The sequence below is a fragment of the Polaribacter sp. HaHaR_3_91 genome (assembly GCF_019278525.1).
GTDB lineage: Bacteria > Bacteroidota > Bacteroidia > Flavobacteriales > Flavobacteriaceae > Polaribacter.
The window spans coordinates 639,870-666,667 of the sequence record NZ_CP058986.1; the positions used below are offsets into that span (position 1 = coordinate 639,870).

At 30.6% G+C, this 26,798-nt stretch carries 27 protein-coding genes; 14 read left to right on the forward strand and 13 right to left on the reverse strand.

All coding sequences use genetic code 11. The features are described 5' to 3' along the window. Genes H0I27_RS02580 through H0I27_RS02605 form a run of 6 tightly spaced genes read left to right on the forward strand, consistent with a single transcriptional unit; the run spans window position 1 to window position 4,243 of the window. Window positions 1–651 (forward strand): hypothetical protein, encoded by a 651-nt coding sequence (locus H0I27_RS02580; RefSeq protein WP_218732366.1) that lies wholly within the window; start codon window positions 1–3, stop codon window positions 649–651. Further along, window positions 627–1,379, forward strand: a complete 753-nt coding sequence (locus H0I27_RS02585; protein WP_218732367.1) for a sensor histidine kinase — start codon at window positions 627–629, stop codon at window positions 1,377–1,379. Before H0I27_RS02580 ends, H0I27_RS02585 begins: the two co-directional genes overlap by 25 nt. Beyond that, a complete protein-coding gene (locus H0I27_RS02590; RefSeq protein WP_218732368.1) occupies window positions 1,376–2,020 on the forward strand; it encodes a response regulator transcription factor in 645 nt (214 codons plus the stop codon). The genes H0I27_RS02585 and H0I27_RS02590 overlap by 4 nt, the downstream gene beginning before the upstream one ends. 20 nt (window positions 2,021–2,040) lie before the next feature. Continuing rightward, the gene (gene rbfA, locus H0I27_RS02595) at window positions 2,041–2,436 is read left to right on the forward strand and encodes a 30S ribosome-binding factor RbfA (protein WP_165734310.1); all 396 of its coding nucleotides are present in this window, start codon (window positions 2,041–2,043) and stop codon (window positions 2,434–2,436) included. Between the two features lie 14 nt (window positions 2,437–2,450). Next, window positions 2,451–3,653, forward strand: a complete 1,203-nt coding sequence (locus H0I27_RS02600) for an ABC transporter permease (RefSeq protein ID WP_218732369.1) — start codon at window positions 2,451–2,453, stop codon at window positions 3,651–3,653. 5 nt (window positions 3,654–3,658) lie between these two features. Next, window positions 3,659–4,243 carry a hypothetical protein gene (locus tag H0I27_RS02605; protein WP_218732370.1) on the forward strand — a complete coding sequence of 195 codons (585 nt, stop codon included), beginning with the start codon at window positions 3,659–3,661 and terminating at the stop codon, window positions 4,241–4,243. 4 nt (window positions 4,244–4,247) lie between these two features. Here H0I27_RS02605 and dusB read toward each other — a convergent pair whose 3' ends face one another. Then, window positions 4,248–5,246, reverse strand: coding sequence for a tRNA dihydrouridine synthase DusB (dusB, locus tag H0I27_RS02610; RefSeq protein ID WP_218732371.1), 999 nt, complete (start codon window positions 5,244–5,246; stop codon window positions 4,248–4,250). A gap of 183 nt (window positions 5,247–5,429) precedes the next feature. Here dusB and H0I27_RS02615 point away from each other — a divergent pair, with 183 nt between their 5' ends. Together H0I27_RS02615 and lepA are read left to right on the forward strand one after the other, a co-directional pair. Then, window positions 5,430–5,705: an EF-hand domain-containing protein gene (locus H0I27_RS02615; RefSeq protein WP_218732372.1), complete on the forward strand. Its 276-nt coding sequence runs from the start codon at window positions 5,430–5,432 to the stop codon at window positions 5,703–5,705. A gap of 180 nt (window positions 5,706–5,885) precedes the next feature. Next, entirely contained in the window at window positions 5,886–7,682 is a 1,797-nt protein-coding gene (gene lepA / locus H0I27_RS02620; RefSeq protein ID WP_218732373.1) for a translation elongation factor 4, read from the forward strand. Window positions 7,683–8,075: 393 nt separating this feature from the next. On the opposite strand, the gene H0I27_RS02625 is transcribed toward lepA, so the two are convergent. Beyond that, window positions 8,076–8,774 (reverse strand): zinc metallopeptidase, encoded by a 699-nt coding sequence (locus H0I27_RS02625; protein ID WP_218732374.1) that lies wholly within the window; start codon window positions 8,772–8,774, stop codon window positions 8,076–8,078. 95 nt (window positions 8,775–8,869) lie between these two features. Between H0I27_RS02625 and H0I27_RS02630 the strand changes: the two genes are divergently transcribed. From H0I27_RS02630 to H0I27_RS02655, 6 genes are all read left to right on the forward strand, one after another. Beyond that, window positions 8,870–9,913, forward strand: a complete 1,044-nt coding sequence (locus H0I27_RS02630) for an asparaginase (RefSeq protein ID WP_218732375.1) — start codon at window positions 8,870–8,872, stop codon at window positions 9,911–9,913. 209 nt (window positions 9,914–10,122) lie between these two features. Beyond that, a complete protein-coding gene (locus H0I27_RS02635; RefSeq protein WP_165734317.1) occupies window positions 10,123–10,845 on the forward strand; it encodes a MotA/TolQ/ExbB proton channel family protein in 723 nt (240 codons plus the stop codon). Window positions 10,846–10,853: 8 nt separating this feature from the next. Then, window positions 10,854–11,309: a hypothetical protein gene (locus H0I27_RS02640; protein ID WP_218732376.1), complete on the forward strand. Its 456-nt coding sequence runs from the start codon at window positions 10,854–10,856 to the stop codon at window positions 11,307–11,309. A 4-nt stretch (window positions 11,310–11,313) separates the two neighbouring features. After that, entirely contained in the window at window positions 11,314–11,934 is a 621-nt protein-coding gene (locus tag H0I27_RS02645) for a biopolymer transporter ExbD (RefSeq protein WP_218732377.1), read from the forward strand. A gap of 18 nt (window positions 11,935–11,952) precedes the next feature. Then, the gene (locus H0I27_RS02650; RefSeq protein WP_165734320.1) at window positions 11,953–12,414 is read left to right on the forward strand and encodes a biopolymer transporter ExbD; all 462 of its coding nucleotides are present in this window, start codon (window positions 11,953–11,955) and stop codon (window positions 12,412–12,414) included. 120 nt (window positions 12,415–12,534) lie between these two features. Further along, entirely contained in the window at window positions 12,535–13,212 is a 678-nt protein-coding gene (locus H0I27_RS02655) for a porin family protein (RefSeq protein ID WP_218732378.1), read from the forward strand. Here the strand turns inward: H0I27_RS02655 and H0I27_RS02660 are convergent. The 11 genes from H0I27_RS02660 to H0I27_RS02710 form a co-directional block, all read right to left on the reverse strand. After that, window positions 13,207–13,806, reverse strand: coding sequence for a hypothetical protein (locus H0I27_RS02660; protein WP_218732379.1), 600 nt, complete (start codon window positions 13,804–13,806; stop codon window positions 13,207–13,209). The two genes, H0I27_RS02655 and H0I27_RS02660, sit on opposite strands and share 6 nt — an antisense overlap. Continuing rightward, window positions 13,806–15,263, reverse strand: coding sequence for an RNA polymerase factor sigma-54 (gene rpoN / locus H0I27_RS02665; RefSeq protein WP_218732380.1), 1,458 nt, complete (start codon window positions 15,261–15,263; stop codon window positions 13,806–13,808). The genes H0I27_RS02660 and rpoN overlap by 1 nt, the downstream gene beginning before the upstream one ends. Window positions 15,264–15,348: 85 nt before the next feature. Beyond that, window positions 15,349–16,782: an asparagine--tRNA ligase gene (gene asnS, locus H0I27_RS02670; protein WP_218732381.1), complete on the reverse strand. Its 1,434-nt coding sequence runs from the start codon at window positions 16,780–16,782 to the stop codon at window positions 15,349–15,351. Window positions 16,783–17,157: 375 nt separating this feature from the next. Next, window positions 17,158–19,533 carry an RND family transporter gene (locus tag H0I27_RS02675; protein ID WP_218732382.1) on the reverse strand — a complete coding sequence of 792 codons (2,376 nt, stop codon included), beginning with the start codon at window positions 19,531–19,533 and terminating at the stop codon, window positions 17,158–17,160. Between the two features lie 96 nt (window positions 19,534–19,629). Continuing rightward, window positions 19,630–20,184 (reverse strand): ribosome recycling factor, encoded by a 555-nt coding sequence (frr, locus tag H0I27_RS02680; protein WP_218732383.1) that lies wholly within the window; start codon window positions 20,182–20,184, stop codon window positions 19,630–19,632. Between the two features lie 28 nt (window positions 20,185–20,212). Beyond that, the gene (pyrH, locus tag H0I27_RS02685; RefSeq protein ID WP_218732384.1) at window positions 20,213–20,923 is read right to left on the reverse strand and encodes a UMP kinase; all 711 of its coding nucleotides are present in this window, start codon (window positions 20,921–20,923) and stop codon (window positions 20,213–20,215) included. Between the two features lie 147 nt (window positions 20,924–21,070). Continuing rightward, complete coding sequence (tsf, locus tag H0I27_RS02690; RefSeq protein WP_218732385.1) at window positions 21,071–22,042, reverse strand: translation elongation factor Ts; 972 nt, start codon at window positions 22,040–22,042, stop codon at window positions 21,071–21,073. A 24-nt stretch (window positions 22,043–22,066) separates the two neighbouring features. Next, window positions 22,067–22,861 (reverse strand): 30S ribosomal protein S2, encoded by a 795-nt coding sequence (gene rpsB / locus H0I27_RS02695; RefSeq protein WP_218732386.1) that lies wholly within the window; start codon window positions 22,859–22,861, stop codon window positions 22,067–22,069. Between the two features lie 145 nt (window positions 22,862–23,006). Beyond that, window positions 23,007–23,393, reverse strand: a complete 387-nt coding sequence (gene rpsI, locus H0I27_RS02700) for a 30S ribosomal protein S9 (RefSeq protein ID WP_218732387.1) — start codon at window positions 23,391–23,393, stop codon at window positions 23,007–23,009. After that, window positions 23,393–23,848 carry a 50S ribosomal protein L13 gene (rplM, locus tag H0I27_RS02705; RefSeq protein WP_208890954.1) on the reverse strand — a complete coding sequence of 152 codons (456 nt, stop codon included), beginning with the start codon at window positions 23,846–23,848 and terminating at the stop codon, window positions 23,393–23,395. The genes rpsI and rplM overlap by 1 nt, the downstream gene beginning before the upstream one ends. A gap of 343 nt (window positions 23,849–24,191) precedes the next feature. Further along, window positions 24,192–26,624, reverse strand: a complete 2,433-nt coding sequence (locus H0I27_RS02710) for a glycoside hydrolase family 2 TIM barrel-domain containing protein (RefSeq protein WP_218732388.1) — start codon at window positions 26,622–26,624, stop codon at window positions 24,192–24,194. Window positions 26,625–26,798 lie beyond the last annotated feature (174 nt).

The window sequence follows — 26,798 nt, forward strand, 5'->3', positions numbered from 1 at the left end:
TTGGATAAATTAATTTACATATTATATTTTGTAGCCATAGTAGTCTATGCTATTTTCTATTTTAAAAAATCTTTTGATGTTGATTTAAAATACTTTTTGGGGTACTTGATTGCTATGTTTGCTTGTGAGTTGATTGCAAGCTATGTAAAATATAGTTTAGAGCTAGACAATTTATGGGTATACAATACCCTTACTTTTGTCGAATTTAATTTCTTATTTTTATTTGCAAAACAAATATTATTTTCAGCAAAAACTCGAAAAACAGTTACGGGTCTTATAATTCTTTTTAATGTAGTTTATTTCTTAACTACGCTCTATTATTTGTATCAAGGAACTTATTTTGAAGTTTACAATAGTATTGCCTCCATTTCTGGTAGTTTGTTAATTGCTATTGTTTTATTTTTATTTTATAAGGATTTTTTATCTTCTAATGAAATTCTTAATTATAAGCGATCTCTTACTTTTTGGATCGCTTTTGGACTATTGTGCTATTATTTAGGTACCATACCAATCACTTCTATTTTAAATAATATGAAAGGTACTTCTAGGGCTGTAATAGACTATTTATATAATATTCAGTTAGTGTTAGTGATATTTATGTATAGTTGTTTTATATTGGGAGCACTATGGAGTCAGAAGCGAGTCAAATAATATTAATTGTAACCACTATAATAATCATCACATTTGTTATTTTTATTATTTTATTGTTTACTGTTTTTCAAAAAAGAAAGAATAGCCTTCTAGAACTGCAAGCGGAAAATAAAAAAAGGTTTGAAAGAGAAATAGCCGAAACACAAATAGAAATTAGAGAAGAGACTTTAAGAAATATTAGTTGGGAATTGCACGATAATATTGGGCAGTTATTAACTTTAGCTAAAATTCAATTGCAGAATGCTTCTCCAGAAAATATCCACGAAGTTTCAGAAACGATTACTAAAGGTTTAACAGAGGTAAGAGCATTATCAAAATTAATTAACCCTGAAGCGATAAAGAATATAAAATTAAGAGAAGCCGTACAATTAGAAATAGATCGTTTTAATAGATTAAACTTTATAAATGCGAGCTTGATAATTTTAGGGAATGAACATATAATTAATGAAAAATCTAGCATCATTATTTTCCGAATTTTACAGGAGTTCTTTTCTAATACCATAAAACATTCTAAGGCATCCAATTTAACCGTTGAATTAAAGTTTGGTGCCATTAATTTAGAAATTACTGCAAAAGATAACGGAGTTGGTTTTTCATCATTAGAAAATAAACGAAACGGTATAGGACTTGAAAATATTAAAAATAGAGCAAAATTAATTGGAGCTACAGCAGTTTTTACTTCTGAAGTAAATAAAGGTACTTCCTTAAATATAGTATATAGGTTATGATTAAATATTCAGTTGTTATTGTAGATGATCACACATTGCTTTCACAAGCAATTGCTGCTATGGTAAATACTTTTAATAAATTTAAAGTTTTATATACGTGCAAAAATGGACAAGAATTAGTTGATAAATTCTCTTCTTCACCAGAATTTATTCCAGATGTTGTTTTAATGGATATCAATATGCCTATAATGAATGGAATTGAAACAACTGAATGGATCTCTAAAAACCATAATGAAGTACATGTAATGGCACTTTCTGTGGAAGATGAAGACGCTACTATTTTAAAAATGTTAAAAGTTGGTGCTATTGGTTACTTATTAAAAGATACCGAAAAAGTAGTTTTAGAAAAAGCTTTGGTGGAAATAGCAGAAAATGGATTTTATCATACCAAAAATGTAACCAATTTATTAATGAAATCTCTTTCTGGAAATGGAGAGGCAGAAATAAAATTTAAAGAAAGAGAAATTACTTTTATGAAACATGCTTGTTCTGAATTAACCTATAAGGAAATTGCAGAAATTATGTGTTTAAGTCCAAAAACAATTGATGGGTATAGAGATGTTTTGTTTACTAAATTACATGTAAAGAATAGAGTTGGTTTGGTTATGTATGCAATCAAAAATAAAATTTACACTCCATAAAAAAAGTGTAAATTTGCAGCATGGAAGAAACGAACAGACAACGTAAAATTGCAGGAGTATTGCAAAAGGATTTGGTAGATGTTTTACAGAAAGCAGCGCAAGATGGAATGAAAGGAATAATTATTTCTGTTTCTAAGGTTCATGTAACATCAGATTTAGGAGTCGCTAAAGTTTATTTAAGTGTATTTCCTTCTAGCAATAGAGAAGAAATTATTAAAGGTGTACAATCTAATACGGTTTTAATTCGCCATGAAATGGCAAAAAGAACAAAACACCAATTACGTAGAATGCCCGAATTATTATTTTTTGGAGATGATACGTTAGATTATATTGAGGAAATTGATAAATCTTTAAAAGGTGAAGATGACAATCCTATTAAAGATCCTAGCGTTTTGCCAAGACGTAAAAGAAGTTAAATTCATTCTCGCATTTGAACTTTCCCTTATACATAGCCAAAAGATATTTATTTACAAAAACAAGTAATAATGCCATCAATATTATTACAATTATTGCTTCTTTTGGTGTAATTGTAGGCTCTTTAGCCTTGTTTATTATCCTTTCTGGTTTTTCTGGCTTGCGTACATTTAGTTACAGCTTGTTAGATGTATCTGATCCTGATATTAAAATTACTTCTAATAAAGGGAAAACTTTTTTCTATTCGGAAGATGTCCATCAAGCATTAATAAATAATACTTCTATTAAAGCAACATCTAAAATTATAGAAGAACGCGTTTTTTTAGAGTACAATGATAAGAATGAAATTGCTTATATAAAGGGTGTTGAAGAGAGTTATACTTCTATTACAGATATAGATTCTGTAATCAGTTTAGGAGGTTGGTTAGATTTAGATCAGCCAAATACTGCAGTTGTTGGTAATGGAATTTCAAGAAAGTTATCATTAGGAGTTTTAAATTATGGATCTCCTTTAACAATTATGGTTCCTAAACCAGGAGTAGGTTTTATCAACCCTAATAATGCTTTTTATAAAAAAGATGTACAAATTGTTGGTTTGTATTCTGGTACGGAAGAGTTTGAAAGTAAATTTGTTTTTGTTTCTATAAATGAAGCAAAGAATTTATTGAATTTTGATGATAACCAAATAACAGGTGTTGAAATTAAATTAAAAGACAATTTAGACGCCGATTTGTTTTCGGAAGAACTACAACAGCAATTAGGAAATCAATTTAAAGTACAGACTAAACAACAATTAAATGAGGTTTTCTATAAGGTAATTAATACAGAGAATTTTGTGTCGTATCTTATTTTTACATTAATTGTAATTATAGCATTATTTAATGTTATTGGTGCAATTATAATGATGATTATTGATAAAAAATCGAACTTAAAAACTCTTTTTAGTTTAGGTGCATCTATTAAAGAAATTAAAAAAGTTTTTATTTTACAAGGTTTCCTATTAACCTTTTTAGGAATGATTATCGGGTTAACTCTGGGTATTATAATTGTTTTTATTCAGAAAGAATTTGGCATATTTATGATTACCCAAAACTTTGCTTATCCGGTAGAATTTAGATTCTCGAATCTTTTTATTGTAATAGCTACCATTACAATTTTGGGCTTTATAGCCTCTAAAATTGCTAGTAGTAGAATTTCTAAAGAGTTTGTAGAAAAGTAATTTTCATGAAAAATTCGTTTAATTTATTAATACTATTTCTTTTGCTTGCATTCGTTTCTTGTGCTTCACTAAATCAGAAAAGGAAATGTAAAACGCAACCTTTTCAAGAGTTAGACAGTCTTCAAAGAGCTGAAAAGGTTTTAAACTATACAATTGACTTACCTGATAATTGGGAGAAATCTAAATATAGTAGCGGAGATTGGTATTATATTAAAGGAGAGTTTGTTGATTCTTTAAATTATAATCGAAGACTTGCTGATGTATACATAAGTAGTGATAAAATTGATAATGAATGTAAATTAGAGTATACCTTAGAAGATTATTTAGATCTTTTTTTAAGCAGAAAGAAACGAATGTGGGGTAAGGGTTTTAGTTATCAATTAGTTGAGTCTAAACATAAAAAATATGAAAGGATGTATCTTTTAAAATTTAAAGAGAAGTTTCCTCATGCAATTTATGAAAGTGTTGTCTTTATAATTTATTATAAACAAAATGGTTATACTGTTGAATATAAAAATGAAGAAAAAAACTTTAAGAACTATATAAAAGATATAGATAAAATAATTAACTCTTTCTCAATCGTAGAATAACGGTCTAATATTGAGGGATAATCGTGTTCCCAAACTTAGCTTCCACTTCATCAAACGTCGCAAAAACATCTTTTGCATCATCAGAAGTTACCATTTTCATTCTGTATTCTTTAAAATGCGGAATCCCTTTAAAGTAATTGGTATAATGTCTTCTAGTTTCAAAAACACCTAATACAGGTCCTTTCCAATCAATGGCCATTTGTAAGTGCCTTCTTGCCATTTCTACACGTTGTGCAATTGTTGGTTTTGTTAAATGTTCGCCAGTTTTAAAGAAGTGTTTTATTTCATTAAAAAACCAAGGATAGCCAATAGCAGCTCTACCAATCATACAACCATCTAAACCATAAGAATCTCTCATTTCCATGGCTTTTTCAGGAGAAGTTACATCACCATTTCCAAAAACAGGTATGTGCATTCTTTGGTTGTTTTTTACGTCTGCAATCGGTTTCCAATCTGCCTCACCTTTATACATTTGGGCACGCGTTCTGCCGTGAATTGAAATTGCTTTACAACCTACATCTTGCAAGCGTTCTGCAACTTCTACAATTCTAATAGAATCATGATCCCAACCTAAACGCGTTTTAACTGTAATAGGTAAATTAGTATGTTTTACCATGGCTTCAGTTAATGAAACCATTAAATCTATGTCTTTTAAAATTCCTGCTCCTGCACCTTTAGAAACAACTTTCTTTACGGGGCAACCAAAGTTGATATCAATAATATCTGGCTTTGATTTTTCAACAATCTCCACTGTTCTTAACATCGATTCTAAGTTGGCTCCAAAAATCTGAATTCCTACCGGACGTTCTTTTTCATAGATGTCTAGTTTCATAATGCTTTTTGCTGCATCACGAATCAAGCCTTCAGAAGAAATAAACTCTGTATATACCACATCTGCTCCTTGTTCTTTACATAAAGCTCTAAATGGTGGATCAGAGACATCTTCCATTGGTGCTAATAAAAGAGGAAAGTCTGGTAATTCTATGTTGCCGATTTTAATCAAAACGATATAATTTTTTGCAAATTTAGTGTTTTTTTAAACCTTTAAGGTGAAAAATATTTTTTGCTGTTTTTTCAGTTGGAATATTTCTAAATTCATTTTTTAAATCATCTCTTAGAAATATGAAAAGCTTTGTATTTTAAAAATAAAATTATATCTTACAGTATAAAAGAATCAAATTATATTATGGGAGCAAAAGAAGATATTTTAAAAAAAATCAATTTTTTAATCACTAGTAAATTTCAAAGTCCGGCAGAAGCTTTTCTTTTTTTTGATAAAGATAAAGAAGGTAAATTAAATAAAGATGAAGTAAAAGACCTATTAAAAGATGCAGATATCAGTGGCTTTTTTAGAGGAATTGTAGCTGGTGAATTGATAAAAGGATATGATAAATCGGGTGATGAATGTATCAATCTAGAAGAATTTAAAGTAGCAATTGCAGAATTAGAAAGAGATTTGTAAATCTCTTTCTAATTTAAAATTTATATCACCAAAAAGCACACTTAGCAAGGTTTTAAAAATGCTTTTCTTCTAGACTGCAAAAAATAGCTGTCAACTGCAAAAATTAAGATACTTTTAGTTATTTAATTCACAAACTTATTTACCTATCTTTGTCAGTTGAACGCAGTTAGAAAACGAAGTATGAAAAACATTAGAAACTTTTGCATTATCGCACATATAGATCATGGTAAAAGTACGTTAGCAGATAGGTTATTAGAGTACACAGGTGCTGTAACAGATCGTGAAAAGAAGGATCAATTATTAGATAATATGGATTTAGAGCGAGAACGTGGTATTACCATAAAATCGCATGCTATCCAAATGGATTTTGAGCACAAAGGAGAACACTATATCCTTAATTTAATAGACACTCCTGGTCACGTAGATTTCTCATACGAAGTTTCTCGTTCAATTGCCGCTTGTGAAGGCGCATTGTTAATTGTAGATGCCGCACAAAGCATACAAGCACAAACAATTTCTAACCTATATCTAGCCTTAGAGAATGATTTAGAAATTATTCCTATTTTAAATAAAGTAGATTTACCTTCTGCAAATCCAGAAGAAGTAACAGATGATATTGTAGATTTATTAGGTTGTGACCCAGAAGATGTAATTCACGCAAGTGGAAAAACAGGTTTTGGAGTCGATAATATTTTAGCTGCCATTATTGATAGAGTTCCTGCTCCAAAAGGAGATCCAGATGCTCCGTTACAAGCCTTAATTTTCGATTCTGTTTACAATTCTTATCGTGGAATTGAAACGTATTTCCGTGTTTTAAACGGAGAAATAAAAAAAGGACAAGAGATTAAGTTTATGGCAACTGGTAAAAATTATTTTGCCGATGAAGTTGGTACTTTAAAGCTGACTCAAGTTGTAAAAAAATCTGTAAAAACAGGAGATGTTGGATATTTAATTACAGGAATTAAAACTGCAAAAGAAGTAAAAGTAGGAGATACTATTACAGATGCATACAAGCCAACTACAGAAATAATTGATGGTTTCGAAGATGTAAAACCAATGGTTTTTGCGGGTATTTATCCAGTGGATACAGAAGATTACGAAGAGTTGCGTTATTCTATGGAAAAGCTGCAATTAAATGATGCTTCTTTGGTGTTTCAACCAGAAAGTTCTGCCGCTTTAGGTTTTGGTTTCCGTTGTGGATTTTTAGGAATGTTACACATGGAAATTATTCAAGAACGTTTAGAGCGTGAGTTTAATATGACTGTTATTACAACGGTTCCCAACGTTTCTTACCATGCGTACACAAAGAAAAATCCGAACGAAATATTACTTTTAAATAATCCTACAGATTTACCGGATCCATCTAGATTAGATAGAGTAGAAGAACCTTTTATCAAAGCAAGTATAATTACCAAGTCTGATTTTGTTGGGCAAGTAATGAGTTTGTGTATCGAAAAACGTGGAGAAATTACCAATCAAACATACTTAACTACAGAAAGAGTGGAGTTAACGTTTGATATGCCTTTGGCAGAAATTGTTTTCGATTTTTACGATCGTTTAAAAACGGTTTCTAAAGGGTATGCTTCTTTCGATTATTCGCCAATTGGTATGAGAGAATCCAAATTAGTAAGAGTAGATATTCTTTTAAACGCACAACCTGTAGATGCGCTTTCTGCACTTTTACACGCTGATAATGCCTATACGATTGGTAAGAAAATTGTAGAGAAGTTAAAAGAATTAATTCCTCGTCAACAGTTCGATATTCCTATTCAGGCAGCAATTGGTGCAAAAATTATTGCCCGTGAAACTACCAAAGCATTGCGTAAAGATGTTACTGCAAAATGTTATGGAGGAGATATTTCTAGAAAACGTAAGTTATTAGAGAAGCAGAAAAAAGGGAAGAAAAGAATGCGTCAGGTTGGTAATGTAGAAATTCCGCAAGAAGCATTTATGGCGGTCTTAAAGTTGAATGACTAAGTAAATATTAAGATTTTTAGAACTAAGAATCAAGATAAAATAAATAGATAGAAACCTTTTTGAGAAATCAAGAAGGTTTTTTTATACACGTCATTTCAGAGTTTACTTTTATGTAAGCTGTCAATCTGTTAATCTTTTTGAAGCTATCTCCAGCTTTCACTACTCGCTTTTTTTATCCTTAAAAAGGAATAAAAAAGAACTCAAACAGACCGTTCAATCTGGGCTAAACTAGTTTGTCAGCTTAACTTTTATCCTGCGAAAGCAGTATTAATAAAACTATTTTTACATCAAGTTTCCAATCAATATAAATCAAAAAAACACTTTCGAAATAAATCAAAAGTGTTTAAATATAATTTATCACTTAAAAAGTAAATACAAATAGCATCTGCGATGCTAATCTCTTCCTCCTAAAATTTGCATTCCCCAGTATAATAAGGTTGCTAATGAACCCAAGGCAGCAACTAAATACGTTCTTGCAGCCCATGTTAAAGCATCGGTTGCTCCTGCTAATTCTTCTTGAGAAACCATGTTTTTGTTTTTTAACCAAGCCAATGCTCTATTACTAGCATCATATTCTACAGGTAAAGTAACAAAACTAAAAAGGGTTGCAAAGCCCATAAAAACCAAACCTGCAACGGCAATGTAAAAACCAATTCCAGTAGCTCCAGAAGCTGCTCCCATAATTAACCCACCAATTACTAACCATTGAGAAAATTTAGAAGTTACACTAACAACGGGTACTAATTTAGATCGCATTGTTAAATAACTATATGCTTGTGCATGTTGCACTGCGTGACCGCATTCATGCGCAGCAACAGCAGCTGCAGCCGCATTTCTTTGGTTGTAAACAGATTCACTTAAATTTACTGTTTTATCTGCAGGGTTGTAATGGTCTGTTAATCTACCAGGAGTAGAAATTACTTTTACATCAAAAATACCGTTATCAGCTAACATTTTTTCTGCAATTTCTGCACCACTCATCCCGTTTCTTAGCTGAATTTTAGAGTATTTTTTAAATTTATTCTTCAGCGTATTACTCACTAACCAACTAGCTAAAGCAATTACTCCTATTAAAATATAGAATCCTATCATAATTTATATTGTTTAAAAATTGTATTTCATTTTTGTTTGATAAATTTACAACATAAAGTATTCCAATTTATTGTTTGGAAGATAAAAATGACAAAATGACAAGAAAACCTAACATATTACTTATATATACTGGCGGAACGATTGGTATGATGAAAGACTATAAGACAAATGCCTTAAAAGCATTTGATTTTAGTCAGATTGTAGAAAAGATTCCAGAATTGCAACAGTTAAATTGTAAGATAGAAAGTGTTTCTTTTGAAGATGCAATAGATTCATCAAACATGAATACCAAATACTACATAAGTATTGTGGAAATTATTGAAGAAAACTATAAAAAATTTGATGGTTTTGTTGTGTTAACAGGTTCCGATACCATGGCGTACACTTCTTCTGCGATTAGTTTTATGTTAGAAAACTTGCAAAAACCAATCATTTTTACAGGATCTCAACTGCCAATTGGAGATTTAAGAACAGATGCTAAAGAGAATTTAATTACTTCTATAGAGGTAGCGTGTGCATATAAGAATGGAAAACCAATTGTGTCTGAAGTTTGTTTGTATTTTGAATATAAGTTATATAGAGCGAATAGAACCACTAAAATAAGTTCAGAGTTATTTGAGGCATTTACGTCTATGAATTTTCCGCCATTAGCAGAAAGTGGTGTGCATCTTAAATTTAATGAGCATTTAATTCATCAAGAAGAACAAAAGGAAGCATTAATTGTTAGAAAGCATTTGGTTGATGAAGTTGTTATTTTAAAATTATTTCCAGGGATATCAAATCGGGTAGTAGAAAGTATATTAAATATTCCTAATTTAAAAGGAGTTGTACTAGAAACGTATGGATCTGGTAATGCACCCAATTCCGAAAGCTTTATTTGTTTGTTAAAAACGGCAATTGATAAAGGAATTAAAATTATAAACGTAACCCAATGTAAAAGTGGTAGAGTAATGATGGGGCATTATGATACAAGTTTGCTGCTTTTAGAAATAGGGGTGATTAATGGTAGAGATATTACTACCGAGTCTGCGATAGCTAAGTTAATGTACTTATTAGATAAAAACCTATCAGATGATGACTTTAAACATTTCTTTGAAAAATCTTTAAGAGGTGAATTAACTGATAATTATCATTTTTAAACATATTATTGAGTTAATTGAAGTTTTTAATATCAAATAGATTGATTTTTTTTTTAAATGCTCAATATTTTTTTGTTACTTGGCACTCTCAAAAGTAATAGAGGGATGATTTTTTAAATATTTTAGTTAAATTATCTTTCATATTATTTTTTTGAGATGAAAATTAATATCTTTAACCCGTTAACTATTAAAAATTAATTATAACAAAGATGAAAAAAGTAGTAAATGTCCTATCCGTAACAGGATTTATGTTTTTTGGAGCTATTCAATCAACTTTCGCACAAGAAGCAGCTGAAGAGTCAAAAACTTTCCACCAAGAATTAAAACAACGTTTTATTGAGGGTGGCCCAGAATTTATGGGAATTGTATTAGTAGCCTTAATTTTAGGTTTAGCAATTGCAATTGAAAGAATTATTTATTTAAACATGGCAACAACGAATACTAAGAAATTAGTAGCAAGTGTAGATGATGCTTTAAGTTCTGGTGGTATAGAAGCTGCTAAAGAAGTTTGTAGAAACTCTAAAGGACCAGTTGCATCTATCTTTTACCAAGGTTTAGATAGAGTAGATGAAGGAGTAGATGCTGCAGAAAAAGCTGTAGTTTCTTATGGAGGAGTTCAAATGGGACTTTTAGAGAAAAACATCTCTTGGTTATCTTTATTTATTGCTTTAGCACCGATGCTTGGGTTTATGGGTACAGTAATTGGTATGATTCAGGCTTTTGATATGATTGCAGTAGCAAATGATATTTCTCCTGGAGTTGTAGCTGTTGGTATTAAAGTAGCATTATTAACAACTGTATTTGGTTTAATAGTAGCAATTATTTTACAGATTTTTTATAATTACATCGTATCTAAAATCGATAGTATTGTAAACAACATGGAAGATGCATCTATTCAATTAATAGATTTATTAGTGAAATATAAAAAATAAGATATATTATGAAAAATAATTTATCAAAAATTTTAAACATATTTATAGCTGTAATAGCTGTAATTGGAGCCTTTCTCTTTATCAACATCTTTATGTCAGATGAGGGAGATACAGCAGCCTTAAGTGGTTCTGTTGGTAGTATAGTTACTTTTTCTACTATATTACTTTACTTTGCAGTAGGTGCAACATTGTTGCTTTCTTTATTTAGCCTTTTTACAAATCCAGAAAATTTGAAAAAGACTTTGTTAGGAGTTGCTGCTTTAGGTGTAGTATTAGTTTTTGCTTACTTTTTAGCAGATAGTAATGCTGTACTTGATACACAAGGAAAAGTACTTGTAGGTGGTGAAGCAGGAGCTTCTAGTAACCAATGGGTAGGAACAGGTATATGGTATAGCGTTTGTCTAGGCCTAGTAGCTAGTTTATTCTTTGTATACGATTTAGTAAAAGGATTAATAAAATCATAATAATATGGCAAGAAGAGAGAATCCAGAAATTAATGCAGGTTCTATGGCAGATATTGCCTTCTTGCTGTTAATCTTTTTCTTAGTAACAACAACAATGAATGTGGATTCAGGAGTTTCTAAAAAACTATCTGAAAAACCACCAGCAGATTATGTGCCACCTGTTATTAAGGAAAAAAACATTTTTGAGGTAAGTATTAATAGAAATAATGAGCTTTTAGTTGAAGGCGAAAGAATGGATATTAAAGACCTAAAAGAAGCCGCTATCTCATTTGTAGATAATGGTGGAGGAGAAGGTAAAGTTGAAAATGGCGTTGCTACCGGACCATGTAGTTATTGTAAAGGTGATAGAAGTGATGAATCTTCAGATCACCCTAATAAAGCTATTATATCGGTACAAAGTGATAGGTTAACAGAATATGGAACTTATTTAACTGTTCAAGATGAATTGTTAAAAGCTTATAGTTTTTTAAGAAATAGACTAAGTGTTGAAAAATACAAGATTCCATTTGAAGAACTTGAAGAAAGTTATAAGGACGATAGAGCTAATGAGAATTTGAAAAATAAAGTTGAGTTTATCAAAACAGCTTATCCTCAAATTATTTCAGATCAAGAACCTACAAATTAATTTTTAAAATTTAACAGTATGTCTAAATTTAGAAAAAAGAAGAAAGGAATGCCAGCAGTAAATACTGCAGCTTTACCAGATATTGTATTTATGTTGTTATTCTTTTTTATGGTTACTACTACCATGAGAGAAACTTCTTTACAAATTGATGCTCCAAGGTTACCTTCGGCAACAGAAGTAAAGAAATTAGAGCATAAAAGTTTGGTAACTACTATTTATGTAGGTAAAGCTAAAGATGCTAAGTATGGTACAAGTTATAATAGAATTCAATTGAATGATAAAATTGCTACTGCGGATGAAGTTCCTGCATTTATAATAAATGCAAGATCTAAAGTTTCTGAAGCAGAAGTTCCATTTATGACAACTTCTATTAAGGCAGATACTGAATCTAGTGTTGGTACAATTACAGATATTAGATTAAAATTAAGAGATGTAAATGCTCTTAAGATTAGTTATTCTGCTTCAAAAAAGACTGAGTAATCTAAATAATATAATTTTTAAAAAAAGGATAATTCATTGAATTATCCTTTTTTTTATGTTTTTTTTAGAAATTAAAATTCTAATAAAATATTATCACTTTATAAAACGTTTAATTTGTATATGAAAACAGCTTTAACACTCTTTATAATTTTGATTAATGTAATTGGGTCTTTTGCACAGAAAGATTCCTTAAACCTAGGAGATAGGTATGCGGAAGATCAAATTTATGTGGCAGTTTCTTATGCTCAGTTTATAGATCAACCCCAAGAAATATTTAAAAGTAACTTTTCATATGGACTTTCAGTTGGTTTTTTAAAAGATGTAATTTTAAATAAACAAGGTAATGTCTCTATTGCAGCTGGTGTAGGATATGGATTTGATTTTTTTAATCATGAGCTTAAAGTCGAAGAAATAAACAATGCAACTGATTTTAGTAGTGATGCAAGTATTAGTGCTAATCTATTTAAATCTCATAATTTAGAATTTCCATTAGAATTTAGATGGAGAACTTCAACAGCGAATAAATATAGTTTCTGGAGGATATATGGTGGTGTTAAGTTTTCGTACAACCTCTCTAATAAATTTCAGTTTGATGATGAAAATGGGAACACCTTTAAGTATAAGGATGTTTCTAATTACAATAAATTGCAGTATGGCTTAACTTTATCTACGGGGTATGATGAGTTTAATATCAACCTTTATTACGGTTTAACACCTGTTTTTGAAAATAGTACTATAAACGGAGAAGTTATAAATACTAAAATCTTAAAATTTGGACTTATTTTCTATCTTTTATAAAAAGTAGAAAACAATACTTGGAGATACAAAGCCTAGTATAAAGCCTAAATATACTTCTTTATGTGTGTGTGCTTTTAAGTGCAACCTTGCGCTAGCTAAAATTCCGGAGAGAAGTAAACCACAGATAAGTACTGCCGTTAGGTTTTGCTGATACATAAAACTCAACACGTAAAAGAAGCCAATTGTAATCCCTATGGATATTAAATGGATGCTTGTTTTTATTTTAAAAGCAAACAATATGTATATAAATACCAATCCTAATGAGGTGGCGTAAAAAAGCATTCCTAAATCTCTTAAGTTAGCTATTCCATATAGTGTATTACCTAGTAAATAAAACAATACAATCATCATAGCAACAGGAACTTTTCTTTCCTTTATACTTTCTGCTTTAAATGATTTTATAAGCTTAAACCTCCTAAAAAGAATGAGTATGAGTAAAGGTACTAAGTAAGTTGTTACAAAAATCAGACCTAGTACGGCAAACTTTTGATTCTTGCTAAAACTATTTTGAATTAATATAAAATATAAGGTTATTCCAATTGTAGGTATTACAATTGGGTGCAGCATAACGGATATAAATTTATAAAACTTCATTAAATCTCTTTACGTAAACGTGCTACCGGTAAATCTAATTGTTCCCTATATTTTGCCACCGTTCTTCTAGCAATAGGATATCCTTTTTCCTTTAAGATTGCTGCCAGTTTTTCGTCAGTTAGAGGTTTCTTTTTATTCTCTTCTAAAATTACGGTCTCTAATATTTTCTTTATTTCTTTGGTAGATACATCTTCTCCTTGGTCGTTTTTCATAGATTCAGAAAAGAATTCCTTTATCAATTTTGTACCATAAGGAGTAGACACATATTTACTATTGGCAACTCTAGAAACCGTAGAAACATCCATGTTAATTTTGTCTGCAATATCTTTTAAAATCATTGGTTTTAACTTGCGCTCATCACCTGTTAAAAAATAATCATACTGATAGTGCATAATCGTATTCATAGTCACTAAAAGTGTTTGTTGACGCTGTTTAATTGCATCAATAAACCATTTTGCCGAATCTAATTTTTGCTTGATAAAGAATACAGCATCCTTTTGTGACTTACTTTTTACAGTAGCTTCTTGGTAGCCTTTAAGCATATTGTTATATTCTCTAGAAATATGCAATTCGGGAGCATTTCTTGAGTTTAAAACTAAATCTAATTCACCATCAACCAATTTAATAGAAAAGTCAGGAACAATTTGTTCTGCTATTTTATTATTACCAGCATAAGAACTCCCGGGTTTAGGGTTTAGTTTAGAAATTTCTTTATTTACTTCTTTCAATTCCTCTTCAGAAATAGTAAACTTTTCTTGTAATTTTTTATAATGTTTTTTTACAAAATGATCAAAAGCAGTTTCTAGAATTTCAATTGCTAAGCTTCTAATTTTGTTGCTTTCTTTTCTCTTTAATTGAATAATTAAACATTCTTTTAAATCTCTGGCTCCAACACCAATGGGATCTAAAGTATGCACCACTTTTTTTAGAATAGAGATAACTTTTTCTTCTGTAGTAAAAACATTTTCTGTAAAAGCTAAATCGTCTACTACATCTATAATATCTCTTCTTATATAACCACTGTCATCTATACTACCCACTAAAAATTCAGCTATAGAAAGTTCTTCATCGGTAAAAGTATAGGTGCTTAATTGATTTTTTAAGGATTGATGAAAACTAGTACCACTTGCATAAGGTACGTTTTTCTCTTCATCATCAGCAGAGTAATTATTAGCTTGTGTTTTATAATTTGGTATTTCGTCATCACTTAGATAATCATCTATATTGATGTCTTCTGCTTCTATTTTCTCCGTTCCAGCATCATCATATTCATTCGATAAATCATCATCTATAGAATCTGCATCATCCTTTCCAGTATCTAATGCAGGATTTTCTTCAATTTCTTGTTTTAGACGTTCCTCAAAAGCTTGCGTAGGCAATTGAATTAACTTCATCAACTGTATTTGTTGAGGAGATAATTTCTGTAATAGCTTGTATTGTAAACTTTGTTTTAGCATATATACAAATATATGAAATAGGTTAAAATAAAAAACGTCATTCTGATAGGAATGACGTTTTAGTGCTTTAATTTTTTATTTACTTTTAAAAATCTGCATTTTGTGGCGTTCTTGGGAATGGAATTACGTCTCTAATATTACTCATTCCTGTGGTAAATTGTACGAGTCTTTCAAAACCTAACCCAAAACCAGAATGAACTGCTGTACCAAATTTTCTTAAATCTAAATACCACCAAAGTTCTTCTTCAATACCGAGTGTTTTCATTTTATCAGCTAAAACATCATAACGTTCTTCTCTTTGTGACCCTCCAACTATTTCTCCAATTCCAGGGAATAGAACATCCATAGCTCTAACTGTCTTTCCATCATCATTTAAACGCATGTAAAATGCTTTGATGTCTGCTGGATAATCAAATAAAATAACCGGACATTTAAAGTGTTTTTCAACTAAAAAGCGTTCGTGTTCAGATTGTAAATCTGCTCCCCATTCATTAATTGGGAATTGAAATTTTTTCTTTTTATTTGGTTTAGAATTACGTAAAATATCGATTGCTTCTGTATAAGAAACTCTCTTAAAGTTGTTATCTACAACAAACTTTAGTTTGTCTAACAAACTCATTTCACTTCTTTGTGCTTGTGGTTTGCTTTTTTCTTCTTGTGTTAAACGTTGGTCTAGAAAAGCTAAATCATCTGCACATTTATCTAAAACATAGTTTATCACATGCTTAATAAAGTCTTCTGCTAAATCCATATTACCATCTAGATCCATAAAGGCAACCTCTGGTTCTATCATCCAAAACTCTGCTAAATGGCGCGTAGTATTAGAGTTTTCGGCTCTAAATGTTGGTCCAAAAGTATAGGCTTTTCCTAAAGCCATTGCAAACGTTTCAGCTTCTAATTGGCCAGAAACAGTTAAATTGGTTTCCTTACCAAAGAAATCTTTAGAATGGTCAATTTTACCATCCTCGTTTACTGGAGCTTCGTTGTCTTTAAAGGTAGTTACTTTAAAGATTTCTCCTGCACCCTCTGCATCAGAACTAGTCACTATAGGTGTGTTCACATAATTAAAATCTCTTTCCTGAAAATACTGATGTACCGCAAAAGATAATTTAGAACGTACACGCATTACAGCACTAAAAGTATTTGTTCTTACACGTAAATGTGAATTTTCTCTTAAAAATTCGAAACTGTGTTTTTTTGGTTGAATAGGATATTCATCTGGATTAGAGTCTCCCAAAATTTCAATTTCTGAAACTTGAATTTCTACAGATTGTCCTTTTCCTTGGCTTGCAGCCAAAGTACCTTTTATGCAAATAGCTGCACCAGTTGTAATTCTTTTTAATGTGGTTTCATCTGTGTTTTCAAAATCGATAACACATTGTATGTTGTTAATAGTAGTACCATCATTTAAAGCAATAAAACGATTGCTTCTAAATGTTCTAACCCATCCTTTTAGGGTTACTTCTTGTAGTAATAATCCTTCCGATTTTAAAAGTTCGGCTACGTTGCTGTTTATCATATTCTTATAATATTGATATAAATATATGTTATTAATAGGTTGTATTATTCTGATGTTTTTTTCTAGAAAACTCTTTTTTTAGGAAGAATTATATAGAAACCTAATTTTTTGATTGTCACAGATCTTTAAAAAAAAGAAATATTTTTTATCAAAAAAAGTTAAGTATAATATACAAAAAATGTTTTTTTATTAAGGAGTAAAGATACTTTTTTGTGAGAAGATGAGCAATGATATTTACAGTAGTTTTAGGTGATGTTTGCTTAAAATACTGTTAATTTCTATCGTTAAAACATTGTTCATTCTTCTATTAAAAAATCGGATGTCAAATAATAACATCCGATTTTTTTAGTAAATATTTATATATCAGCTAAATATTTATTCTTCTAATTTGTCTTCATCCGGAGGAATAATTCTTATAGAAGGTTCCTTAAATACTTTCTTGTTTGCTATTTTCTTTTCAAAAGTTAATAATAATGATGGTAATAATAGTAAGTTAGAAACCATTGCTAATAATAAAGTTACAGAGACTAAGCCTCCTAATGCAATGGTACCTCCAAAACTAGAAAGTGTAAAGGTTAAAAAGCCAAAAAAGAGTACAATAGAAGTATAGAACATACTTACTCCTGTTTCTCTAAGTGCTCCATAAACCGATGGTTTTACACGCCAATTATTAGTCATTAATTCTTGTCTGTATTTTGCTAAAAAGTGAATAGTATCGTCTACAGAAATACCGAACGCAATACTAAATACAAGTATTGTTGATGGTTTTATAGGAATACCAAAGTAGCCCATTAAACCAGCTGTAATTAGTAATGGCAATATGTTAGGCAGTAATGAAATAAAAATCATTGGTGGAGATCTAAACATCCAAGCCATAAAAATGGCAATTAAGAAAATTGCCAATGATAAAGAAATAACTAAATTCTTAATTAAATAATTGGTTCCTTTTATAAAAACTAATGCTTTTCCTGTAACTGAAACTGTATATTTATCTGATGGAAATTCTTTAGCAATTACCTCCCTTAAACGTTCTTGAATTACATTCATCTTTTCAGTACCAATGTCTTTCATAAAAGTAGTTATTCTTGCATAACGTCCTGTAGAATCTACAAAGTTTTTAAGCATGCTAGCATCACTATTTGAGTTTTTGGTATATGCAAAAATGTAACTCTGTTCTTGACTTGTTGGTAATTGATAATATTTAGGATTCCCTTTGTAATAAGCCTGTTTAGAGTATTTTACTACATTGGTAATAGAGATTGGTTTAGAAAGTTCTGGAAAAGCTTCTATGGCTTCATTTATTTTTTCCATCTTTTTTAAAGTGGATAAACTCATGACTCCTTTTTCCTTTTTAGTATCAACTAAAATCTCTAAGGGCATTATACCTCCAAACTCACTTTCAAAGAATTTTATATCTTGATAAAATTCTAAACTTTTAGGCATGTCTTCTATTAAACTACCCGAAACTTTTATTTTATAAACTCCTATAATTGCCGCAACTATTACAATAACTGTGGTAAAATAGATTGTTATTCTCCTGTTTCGTACCATTTTTTCCATCCAATTCACAACATTTTCAATCCACTTTGTTTCTAAGTGGTTTAAATGCTTCTTTTTTGGAAGTGGCATAAAACTATATAAAATAGGTATAATTAATAAGGCTAGTATAAAAATACTAATGATGTTTACGGAAGCTAGAATACCAAACTCTCTTAGTAAACTACTTTTTACAAAGACAAATGTTGCGAAACCAGATGCAGTTGTAATGTTCGTCATTAATGTAGCATTACCTACCTTAGAAATTACACGTTGTAAGGCTTTAGCTTGCTGACCATGTTTCTTTATTTCTTGCTGATATTTATTAATTAGAAAAACAGCATTGGGTACTCCAATAACAATAATTAAAGGAGGTATTAATGCCGATAAAACTGTTATCTCATAACCGAACCATCCTATAAAACCAAAGGCCCAAATAACACCAGTCATTACTACTAAAAGTGTAATAAAGGTTGCTCTAAAAGATCGAAAGAAAAAGAAGAAAATAACTGCTGTAATTCCTAATGCACCTGCTACAAAAAGTAATATTTCATCTTGAATATTTTGTGCATTTAACGTTCTAATATATGGCATCCCAGAAACCCGAATGTCTACATTATTTTCTTTTTCAAATTTAGTTATAGTTGGTATTAATGTATTAAAAATGAAATCTCTACGTTTTGGTGTATTTATGATTTCTTTTTTAATATAAATGGCTGTTTGTAATGTACCTGTTTCCTTATTAAATAGTAAATTATCGTAGAAAGGGAGTTTTTCAAATAACTGTTTTTTGATGTCTAGAACCTCTTGTGTTGTTGTTGGTTCTTTTTCATATAAAGGTTCTAGTACAAATTTTCGTTGTTTTCTATCTGCCTTTAATTTTTGTACATCTGCAATAGAAATTGTAAAATCTACTTCGTCTAAGCTATCAAATTTTCGTACTAAATTATTCCAAGCATTAAACTTTTTTGGTGTAAAAACGGTAGAATCTTTAATCCCTAAAATAACTAAGTTACCTTCTTCTCCAAAAATTTCTAAAAATTGATTGTATTCTAGATTTGCTATGTGATCTTCAGGTAATAAATTGGCTTCTGTATATGAGAATTTCATATATTTCATTTGAGAAGCTAATAAACCTGTAATGATGGCAATACCTAGTAAAACCAAATAACGGTTTCTTAAGATAAGACCAGCAACTTTTGTCCAGAAATTCATTAAGTTAAATTTTAGAAATTGTAATTAATTGTACATTGTTGTAAATAAAAAGAGAGTGTTAAGAAACACCCTCTTTTTTTTATTGTGTCGGTTTTTTTAAACCTTCATGATTTCAACTTCTTTTACAGCTAGTTTTTCTTCTATCTGCTTTATAAAAGTATCTGTTAATTTTTGCACATCAGCTTCTGATATTTTCTTAAGATCATCTGACACATCTGTTTTTTTGATATCATTATTTGCATCCTTACGAGCATTTCTAATACCTACTTTTGCGTGTTCTGCTTCTGCTTTTGCTTGTTTTGCTAAACCGATTCTTCTTTCTTCTGTTAATGGCGGAACGTTTATCATAATAATATCGCCATTGTTCATTGGGTTAAAACCTAAGTTGGCAACCATTATAGCTTTTTCTATAGGTTGTAACATGTTTTTCTCCCAAGGTTGCACAGATATTGTTCTTGGGTCTGGTGTAGTAACATTTGCAATTTGGCCTAACGGAGTTTGAGACCCGTAATAATCTACCATTACATTTGCTAACATTGCAGGGGTTGCTTTACCAGCTCTAATAGTTCTTAGTTCTTTAATTAAATGCTCAATAGCATTATTCATCGCTTCTTTAGCGGAATCAAGAATAAATTCAATTTCTTCGTTCATCGTCAGTAAATATTTTTATAAAACCTAATTATTGAGTATTAACAATAGTACCAATTTTTTCACCAGAAACCAACTTCATTAAGTTTCCATTTGTATTCATGTCAAAAACAATAATTGGCAATTTGTTTTCTTCACTTAATGTAAATGCAGTCATATCCATCACTTTAAGACCTTTTTTAATTACGTCTTTAAAAGTTATGTTTTCAAATTTAATGGCACCTTTATTCTTTTCTGGATCTACATCATAGATTCCATCAACTCTAGTTCCTTTTAAAATAGCATCTGCATCTATTTCTATTGCTCTAAGAACTGCAGCTGTATCTGTTGTAAAATACGGATTTCCCGTACCTGCACCAAATATAACAACTCTTCCTTTTTCTAAGTGACGAATTGCTTTTCTTTTAATATATGGCTCTGCAACTTCTTTAATTTCTAAAGCTGTTTGCAAACGCGTATGCACATCTTCATCTTCTAAAGCACTTTGCAGTGCTAGACCGTTAATACAGGTTGCTAACATACCCATATGGTCTCCTTGTACACGATCCATACCATTTGCAGCACCAGCAACACCTCTAAAGATATTTCCACCACCAATTACAATGGCAACTTCTATTCCTTTTTGTACTACTTCTTTAATTTCTTTTGCGTATTCAGCTAAACGTTTAGGATCAATTCCGTATTGTCTTTCGCCCATTAAAGCTTCTCCACTTAATTTTAAAAGAATTCTCTTGTATTGCATAGTTTATTTTGAAAGTTGTGCAAAATTAAGCTTTTTTTTTGAGTTTCCTTTTTTTGGGATACAAAAAAACCTCGCAATTCTAAAATTATAGAATGCGAGGTTTTAAATATTTAAATTCTTGTATTTACAAGAATAGAAGATAAATGTTTATCCTAAAGTAACTCTTTTGAAACCACTTACAGAAACATCACCAAATGTACTTACATATTGTGCAACATTTTTCTTTTCATCTTTAATAAAAGCTTGGTCTAAAAGACATTGCTCTAAATCTAAAGTTGTGTTGTCTGCAATAAATCTTTCCATTTTTCCTGGTAAAATTCTATCCCAGATTTTTTCTGGTTTTCCTTCTGCAGCTAATTCAGCTTTTGCAGCTTCTTCAGCTTTTGCTAAAACTTCGTCAGATAATTGAGACATAGAGATAAATTGAGGTACGTTTTTCAACGTTTTCCCTAATCTTCCTAATTCAATATTATCTTTTTCAATTACAGCAATTCTTGCTTCAGTTTCAGCAGCAACAAATGCAGGATCAAAATCTTTGTAAGATAAAGAAGATGCACCCATAGAAGCTACTTGCATAGCTACGTCTTTAGCTAAAACGTCTGCATTGTCTACTACAGCAGTTAAACCTACTAAAGCAGCAATTTTACCAATGTGAGTATAAGCACCAACATAAGCAGCTTCGATTTTCTCAAAAGCAGTTATCTCTAACTTTTCTCCAATAACACCAGTTTGCTCAATTAATTTATCAGCAACAGTCATTCCTCGAAAATCAGCAGCTAAGAAAGATTCCTTATCAGCATGATTTAAAGCAATTTCTGCAAATTGACTTCCTAATTCAACGAAAGCATCGTTTTTACCAACAAAATCAGTCTCACAAGCTAATACGATTGCTACACCAGCAGTATTATCAGCATTGATTTTTGTTACTGCAACTCCTTCTGTAGATTCTCTATCAGCTCTTTTTGCAGCAATTTTTTGACCTTTTTTACGTAAAATATCAATTGCTTTATCAAAATCACCAACAGCCTCAACTAATGCCTTTTTACAGTCCATCATTCCAGCTCCAGTTGCTTCTCTTAATTTTTTAACATCAGCAGCACTAATCTTTACTGTTTCCATGTTATGTATGTTTTTTAGTTAGAATTATTTTTTTTCTTCAGCAGGTGCTTCAGTAACTTCTGCCTTAGGAGCTGCTGCTTCAGCTTTTGGAGCTGCAACTTCTTTAGTTTCTTTTACTTTTTCTTTGTCTGCTTTTCTATCAGATAAACCTTCTGCAATTGCATCAGTAACATAAGATAATACTTTGTCTATAGACTTAGAAGCATCATCATTTGCTGGAATGATAAAATCTACTAATCTAGGATCAGAGTTTGTATCAACCATTGCAAAAATAGGAATGCTTAATTTTTGAGCTTCTGCAACAGCAATGTGCTCTTTTTTAATATCTACTACAAATAATGCACCAGGTAAACGAGTCATATCTGAAATAGAACCTAAATTCTTTTCTAATTTTTCTCTCTGACGATTGATTTGTAATTTTTCTCTTTTAGATAATGCATCAAAAGAACCATCTTGCTTCATTCTATCAATATGAGCCATTTTCTTAACAGCTTTTCTAATAGTTACAAAGTTAGTTAACATACCACCTGGCCATCTTTCTGTAATGAAAGGCATGTTTACTGCTTTTGCTTTTTCTGCAACGATATCTTTTGCTTGCTTTTTAGTAGCTACAAATAAAATTTTACGTCCAGAGTTAGCGATCTTTTTTAAAGCTTCTGAAGTTTCTTCTATTTTTGCTGCTGTTTTATACAAATCGATGATGTGAACACCATTACGTTCTGTATAAATGTATGGAGCCATGTTTGGGTTCCATTTTCTAGTTAAGTGTCCAAAGTGTACACCACTATCTAATAATTCTTGAATGTTTACGTTTGCCATTTTCTTAAATGTGTTTACTTTCTGTTTTGAAATCAATAGTTAGGTAGTCTTTCGAGTCCTAACTATTTAGATGCTAAACTGTTTAATATTAAAATATAATAACAGTTCTCGATATAATAAATTGCAGAATAAATTCTGACAAATATTAACGTTTCGAGAATTGGAATTTTTTACGTGCTTTTTTCTGACCGAATTTCTTACGTTCAACCATTCTTGGGTCACGAGTTAATAAACCTTCTGGTTTTAACACCAATCTGTGCTCTTCGTTGATAGCAACTAAAGCTCTTGTAATAGCTAAACGGATCGCTTCTGCTTGTCCTGTTACACCACCACCGTAAACATTAACTTTAATATCGTAAGATTCTAAGTTTTCTGTTAACATTAAAGGTTGTTGTACTTTATACTGTAAAGTTCCAGTAGTAAAGTAGTTTTTGTAATCTTTTTTGTTTACTGTAATGTTTCCTGTTCCTTCAGAAAGATAAATACGAGCTACAGCTGTTTTTCTTCTACCGATTTTATGTACTATATCCATTATTTAAGATCGTTAAGGTTAATAGCTTTAGGTTCTTGACCTGCATGTTTGTGCTCTGTACCTGCATATACATACAAGTTTCTGTAAAGTGCCGCTCCTAAAATATTTTTAGGTAACATTCCTTTTACTGCTTTTTCGATTAATCTTGTAGGATCTTTCTCAAACATTTCTGTTGCAGTTAACGATCTTTGTCCTCCTGGATAACCTGTGTGACGGATGTAAGATTTCTCTTTCCATTTGTTACCAGTTAAAACAATTTTTTCTGCGTTGATGATAACCACGTTATCTCCACAATCTACGTGAGGAGTAAAATTAGGTTTGTTTTTACCTCTAATTAGCTTTGCTACTTTAGAAGCTAGACGACCCAACGTTTGCCCGTCTGCATCAACTAAAACCCACTCCTTGTTTACGGTAGCTTTGTTTGCTGATACTGTTTTGTAACTTAATGTGTTCATAATTACACTATTAGTTTTTGTTTATTAATGATTGAATTTTCCTTAAAAAAGGAGTGCAAATGTACTGTATTTTATTTGATTGACAAATAGTGTTTTGTATTTATTTTACGCTTAATCCATTAATTACTTATTCATTACCTTAATAAAATAGAAATTTATTTTTAAGGGATAAAATATTGGTTTAGCGTACTCTTTTTATAATAACAATTCACAATAGAGATAATTGGAACTTAATTAGAATTCTAGTTTGGCATAAAAAAGCTAAATTAAATTGAGGAGAGTAGCCTACTCAAGTGAAAAATGCCCTTAGATGGTTACATTTTTTAAAATGTAGATTAAAAATCTATTTTTTAGAACTTATACTTAGTTTTCCTGTATTTAATCCTTTGCCGATAACAGTTAATTCTATATCTCCTTCTTTTTTTGAAGCTTGGACAATGACTACTAATTTACCACTAAAAAGCTTCATTGTTGGTAGGTGAAATAATTCTAATGAAGTAGCATCTCCATTACAAGCTGCTCTATAGCTAGCATTTCCTTCTACTTTAAATTTAAGTTGATTAGTTGCTGTTGGACATTCAATTCCGTTTTTATCTACTACAGAAACTGTAACAAAAGATAAATCTTTCCCATCTGCTTTTATAATTTTTCTGTCTGGGCTAAGAATTATTTTTGAAGGTTTACCGGCAGTATGAACTTCTTTTTCAGAAACAGGGTTTCCTTTTTCATCAAAAGCAACAACCTTTAAAGTTCCTGGTTCGTATTTTACATTCATCCACATTAAGCGATATCTATTTTGTGGACTAGAATGATCTTTCTTTTGAATCCCCATACTTTTTCCATTTACAAATAGTTCTGCGCTATTGTAATTTGTGTACACAAAAACGGGTGTTTTTTCACCTTCTCTTCCTTCCCAATTCCAATGTGGTAAAATATGTAAGGTTTCTTCTTTGGTATTCCATCTACTTCTGTATAAGTAATATCTGTCTTTTGGCAGACCTGCTAAATCATTAATTCCGAAATAAGAACTTCTAGAGGGCCAACTTTCGTCATACGGAGTTGGTTCTCCTAAATAATCAAAACCAGTCCAAACAAACTCACCAATAACCCAAGGTTTATCATCTTGTAAGATAAAATCATCTTCTGGTAAGTTAGACCAACTACAATATTCTAAGTCATAAGAAGAACTTTGAAAATCATCATATTTTTTCATAGCTGCTTTTTCTACAGGAAATTTATAGATGCCTCTAGAGCTAACTGTTGATGCTGTTTCTGAACCTAATAAAATCCCTTGAGGAAATTTTTTATAAGCTTCATCATATAAATGTACTCTGTAATTTAATCCAGGGATGTCCATAATTGCTCCAAACCCAGAAGCCATAACTGCTTTTACTTGATCCATGCCAACTGTAACGGGTCTTGTAGGGTCTTCTCTATGAAAAATATCTTGCAACCATTTTGCGCGTTTTACACCTTCCGCTCCCCATTGATCTGGTACTTCATTTCCAGAACTCCACATTACAATTGAAGGATGATTTCTGGTAGCTCTAACTAAATTAACAATATCTTTTTCTGCATATTCATCAAAAAAACGATTGTAGCCATTTTTTACTTTTGGTTTTGCCCATTCATCAAAACTTTCTGCTAAAAAAAGAAACCCCATTTCGTCACAAAGTTCAAGTTGCTCAAAAGAAGGCATATTGTGAGAACTTCTAATTGCATTAACTCCCATGTCTTTTAAAATTGCTAGTTGTCTTTTTAAAGCTGCGGTATTTACCGCTGTCCCTAAAGGACCTAAATCATGATGTAAACAAACTCCTTTAAATTTAGTTTTTTTACCGTTTAAACTAAATCCTTTTTTAGGTTCATATTTTATTTCTCTTATCCCAAATTTTGTTGTGATTTCATCTTTTAATTGATTTTTTACATAAAGCTTTGTGACTACTTTGTATAAATATGGATTTTCTGGACTCCATAAAATAGGGTTTTTTACTTTTATGTTTTGATCGAATTCATTGTTAAAATGAATATCGGATTTGAGTTGATTTACCAAATTTCCATTTGCGTCAAAAATTGTAGTTGTTAATACACCAGACTCATTAGATATTTTTGTTTTTATATTAACTTTAGCTTCACTTTTACTAACAAAAGGAGTTGTAATAAAAGTTCCCCATTGATTAATGCTTTCTTTTTCTTTTATGATTAGACTTACTTTTCTATACAAACCTGCTCCTGGGTACCAACGTGAAGCATACTCTTTGTTGGTTAATTTTACGGCTAAAGTGTTTTCTTCTGCAATTAAATCTTTAGAAATATTAAAGTAAAAGTAACTATAGCCGTAAGCCCATTCGCCAATTTTTTTTCCATTTAAAAATACTTGGGGCTCACTCATTGCGCCTTCAAACAATAAAATTATTTTTTTGTTGATATTGGTTTCAGAAATATTAAATTTATTTCTGTACCAAGCAGTTCCTGTGTGTGGTAAAGAACCAGTTCTACCTGTTTTTTCTGTAGCTTCCTTTTCTCCGTTTTGAGTAATTGCAATAACTTGTTTGTCTATTTCTTTATCAAAGGGACCGTATATTGCCCAATCATGAGGAACTGTTACTTTTTGCCAGTTTTTATCATTAAAATTTATTTTTTCGGCATTTTTATTTTCACCTTTATTAAAAGTCCAGTTTTCTGAAAGTTCTATAGTTTTTCTTGTTTGACTAATAATATTAGAGGAAATTAATAATGTCAGTAAAAATATTTTAGACGTTTTTTTAAAGTTCATTTTATTGTTTTATAATTTTGAATAGCAAAACGGAAATTTAATTTTTCAATTTACTTTCGCTCTTTCATGGTAGTTGTGTTGGCGTGGTTAATATAAATAAAAAATACTTTATTTTTAATTGTGAACGTTTCGTTTTTGATAAGTCTATGGTTTGTTTTTTAAGAAGATGTGAAG

Coding starts and splice junctions, on each gene's coding strand:
- H0I27_RS02585 (WP_218732367.1), top strand. CDS start 627: ATGGAGTCAGAAGCGAGTCAAATAATATTAATTGTAACCACTATAATA.
- H0I27_RS02590 (WP_218732368.1), top strand. CDS start 1,376: ATGATTAAATATTCAGTTGTTATTGTAGATGATCACACATTGCTTTCA.
- rbfA (WP_165734310.1), top strand. CDS start 2,041: ATGGAAGAAACGAACAGACAACGTAAAATTGCAGGAGTATTGCAAAAG.
- H0I27_RS02605 (WP_218732370.1), top strand. CDS start 3,659: ATGAAAAATTCGTTTAATTTATTAATACTATTTCTTTTGCTTGCATTC.
- H0I27_RS02615 (WP_218732372.1), top strand. CDS start 5,430: ATGGGAGCAAAAGAAGATATTTTAAAAAAAATCAATTTTTTAATCACT.
- lepA (WP_218732373.1), top strand. CDS start 5,886: ATGAAAAACATTAGAAACTTTTGCATTATCGCACATATAGATCATGGT.
- H0I27_RS02625 (WP_218732374.1), bottom strand. CDS start 8,774: ATGATAGGATTCTATATTTTAATAGGAGTAATTGCTTTAGCTAGTTGG.
- H0I27_RS02630 (WP_218732375.1), top strand. CDS start 8,870: ATGACAAGAAAACCTAACATATTACTTATATATACTGGCGGAACGATT.
- H0I27_RS02635 (WP_165734317.1), top strand. CDS start 10,123: ATGAAAAAAGTAGTAAATGTCCTATCCGTAACAGGATTTATGTTTTTT.
- H0I27_RS02640 (WP_218732376.1), top strand. CDS start 10,854: ATGAAAAATAATTTATCAAAAATTTTAAACATATTTATAGCTGTAATA.
- H0I27_RS02645 (WP_218732377.1), top strand. CDS start 11,314: ATGGCAAGAAGAGAGAATCCAGAAATTAATGCAGGTTCTATGGCAGAT.
- H0I27_RS02650 (WP_165734320.1), top strand. CDS start 11,953: ATGTCTAAATTTAGAAAAAAGAAGAAAGGAATGCCAGCAGTAAATACT.
- H0I27_RS02655 (WP_218732378.1), top strand. CDS start 12,535: ATGAAAACAGCTTTAACACTCTTTATAATTTTGATTAATGTAATTGGG.
- H0I27_RS02660 (WP_218732379.1), bottom strand. CDS start 13,806: ATGAAGTTTTATAAATTTATATCCGTTATGCTGCACCCAATTGTAATA.
- rpoN (WP_218732380.1), bottom strand. CDS start 15,263: ATGCTAAAACAAAGTTTACAATACAAGCTATTACAGAAATTATCTCCT.
- asnS (WP_218732381.1), bottom strand. CDS start 16,782: ATGATAAACAGCAACGTAGCCGAACTTTTAAAATCGGAAGGATTATTA.
- H0I27_RS02675 (WP_218732382.1), bottom strand. CDS start 19,533: ATGAATTTCTGGACAAAAGTTGCTGGTCTTATCTTAAGAAACCGTTAT.
- frr (WP_218732383.1), bottom strand. CDS start 20,184: ATGAACGAAGAAATTGAATTTATTCTTGATTCCGCTAAAGAAGCGATG.
- pyrH (WP_218732384.1), bottom strand. CDS start 20,923: ATGCAATACAAGAGAATTCTTTTAAAATTAAGTGGAGAAGCTTTAATG.
- tsf (WP_218732385.1), bottom strand. CDS start 22,042: ATGGAAACAGTAAAGATTAGTGCTGCTGATGTTAAAAAATTAAGAGAA.
- rpsB (WP_218732386.1), bottom strand. CDS start 22,861: ATGGCAAACGTAAACATTCAAGAATTATTAGATAGTGGTGTACACTTT.
- rpsI (WP_218732387.1), bottom strand. CDS start 23,393: ATGGATATAGTACATAAAATCGGTAGAAGAAAAACAGCTGTAGCTCGT.
- rplM (WP_208890954.1), bottom strand. CDS start 23,848: ATGAACACATTAAGTTACAAAACAGTATCAGCAAACAAAGCTACCGTA.
- H0I27_RS02710 (WP_218732388.1), bottom strand. CDS start 26,624: ATGAACTTTAAAAAAACGTCTAAAATATTTTTACTGACATTATTAATT.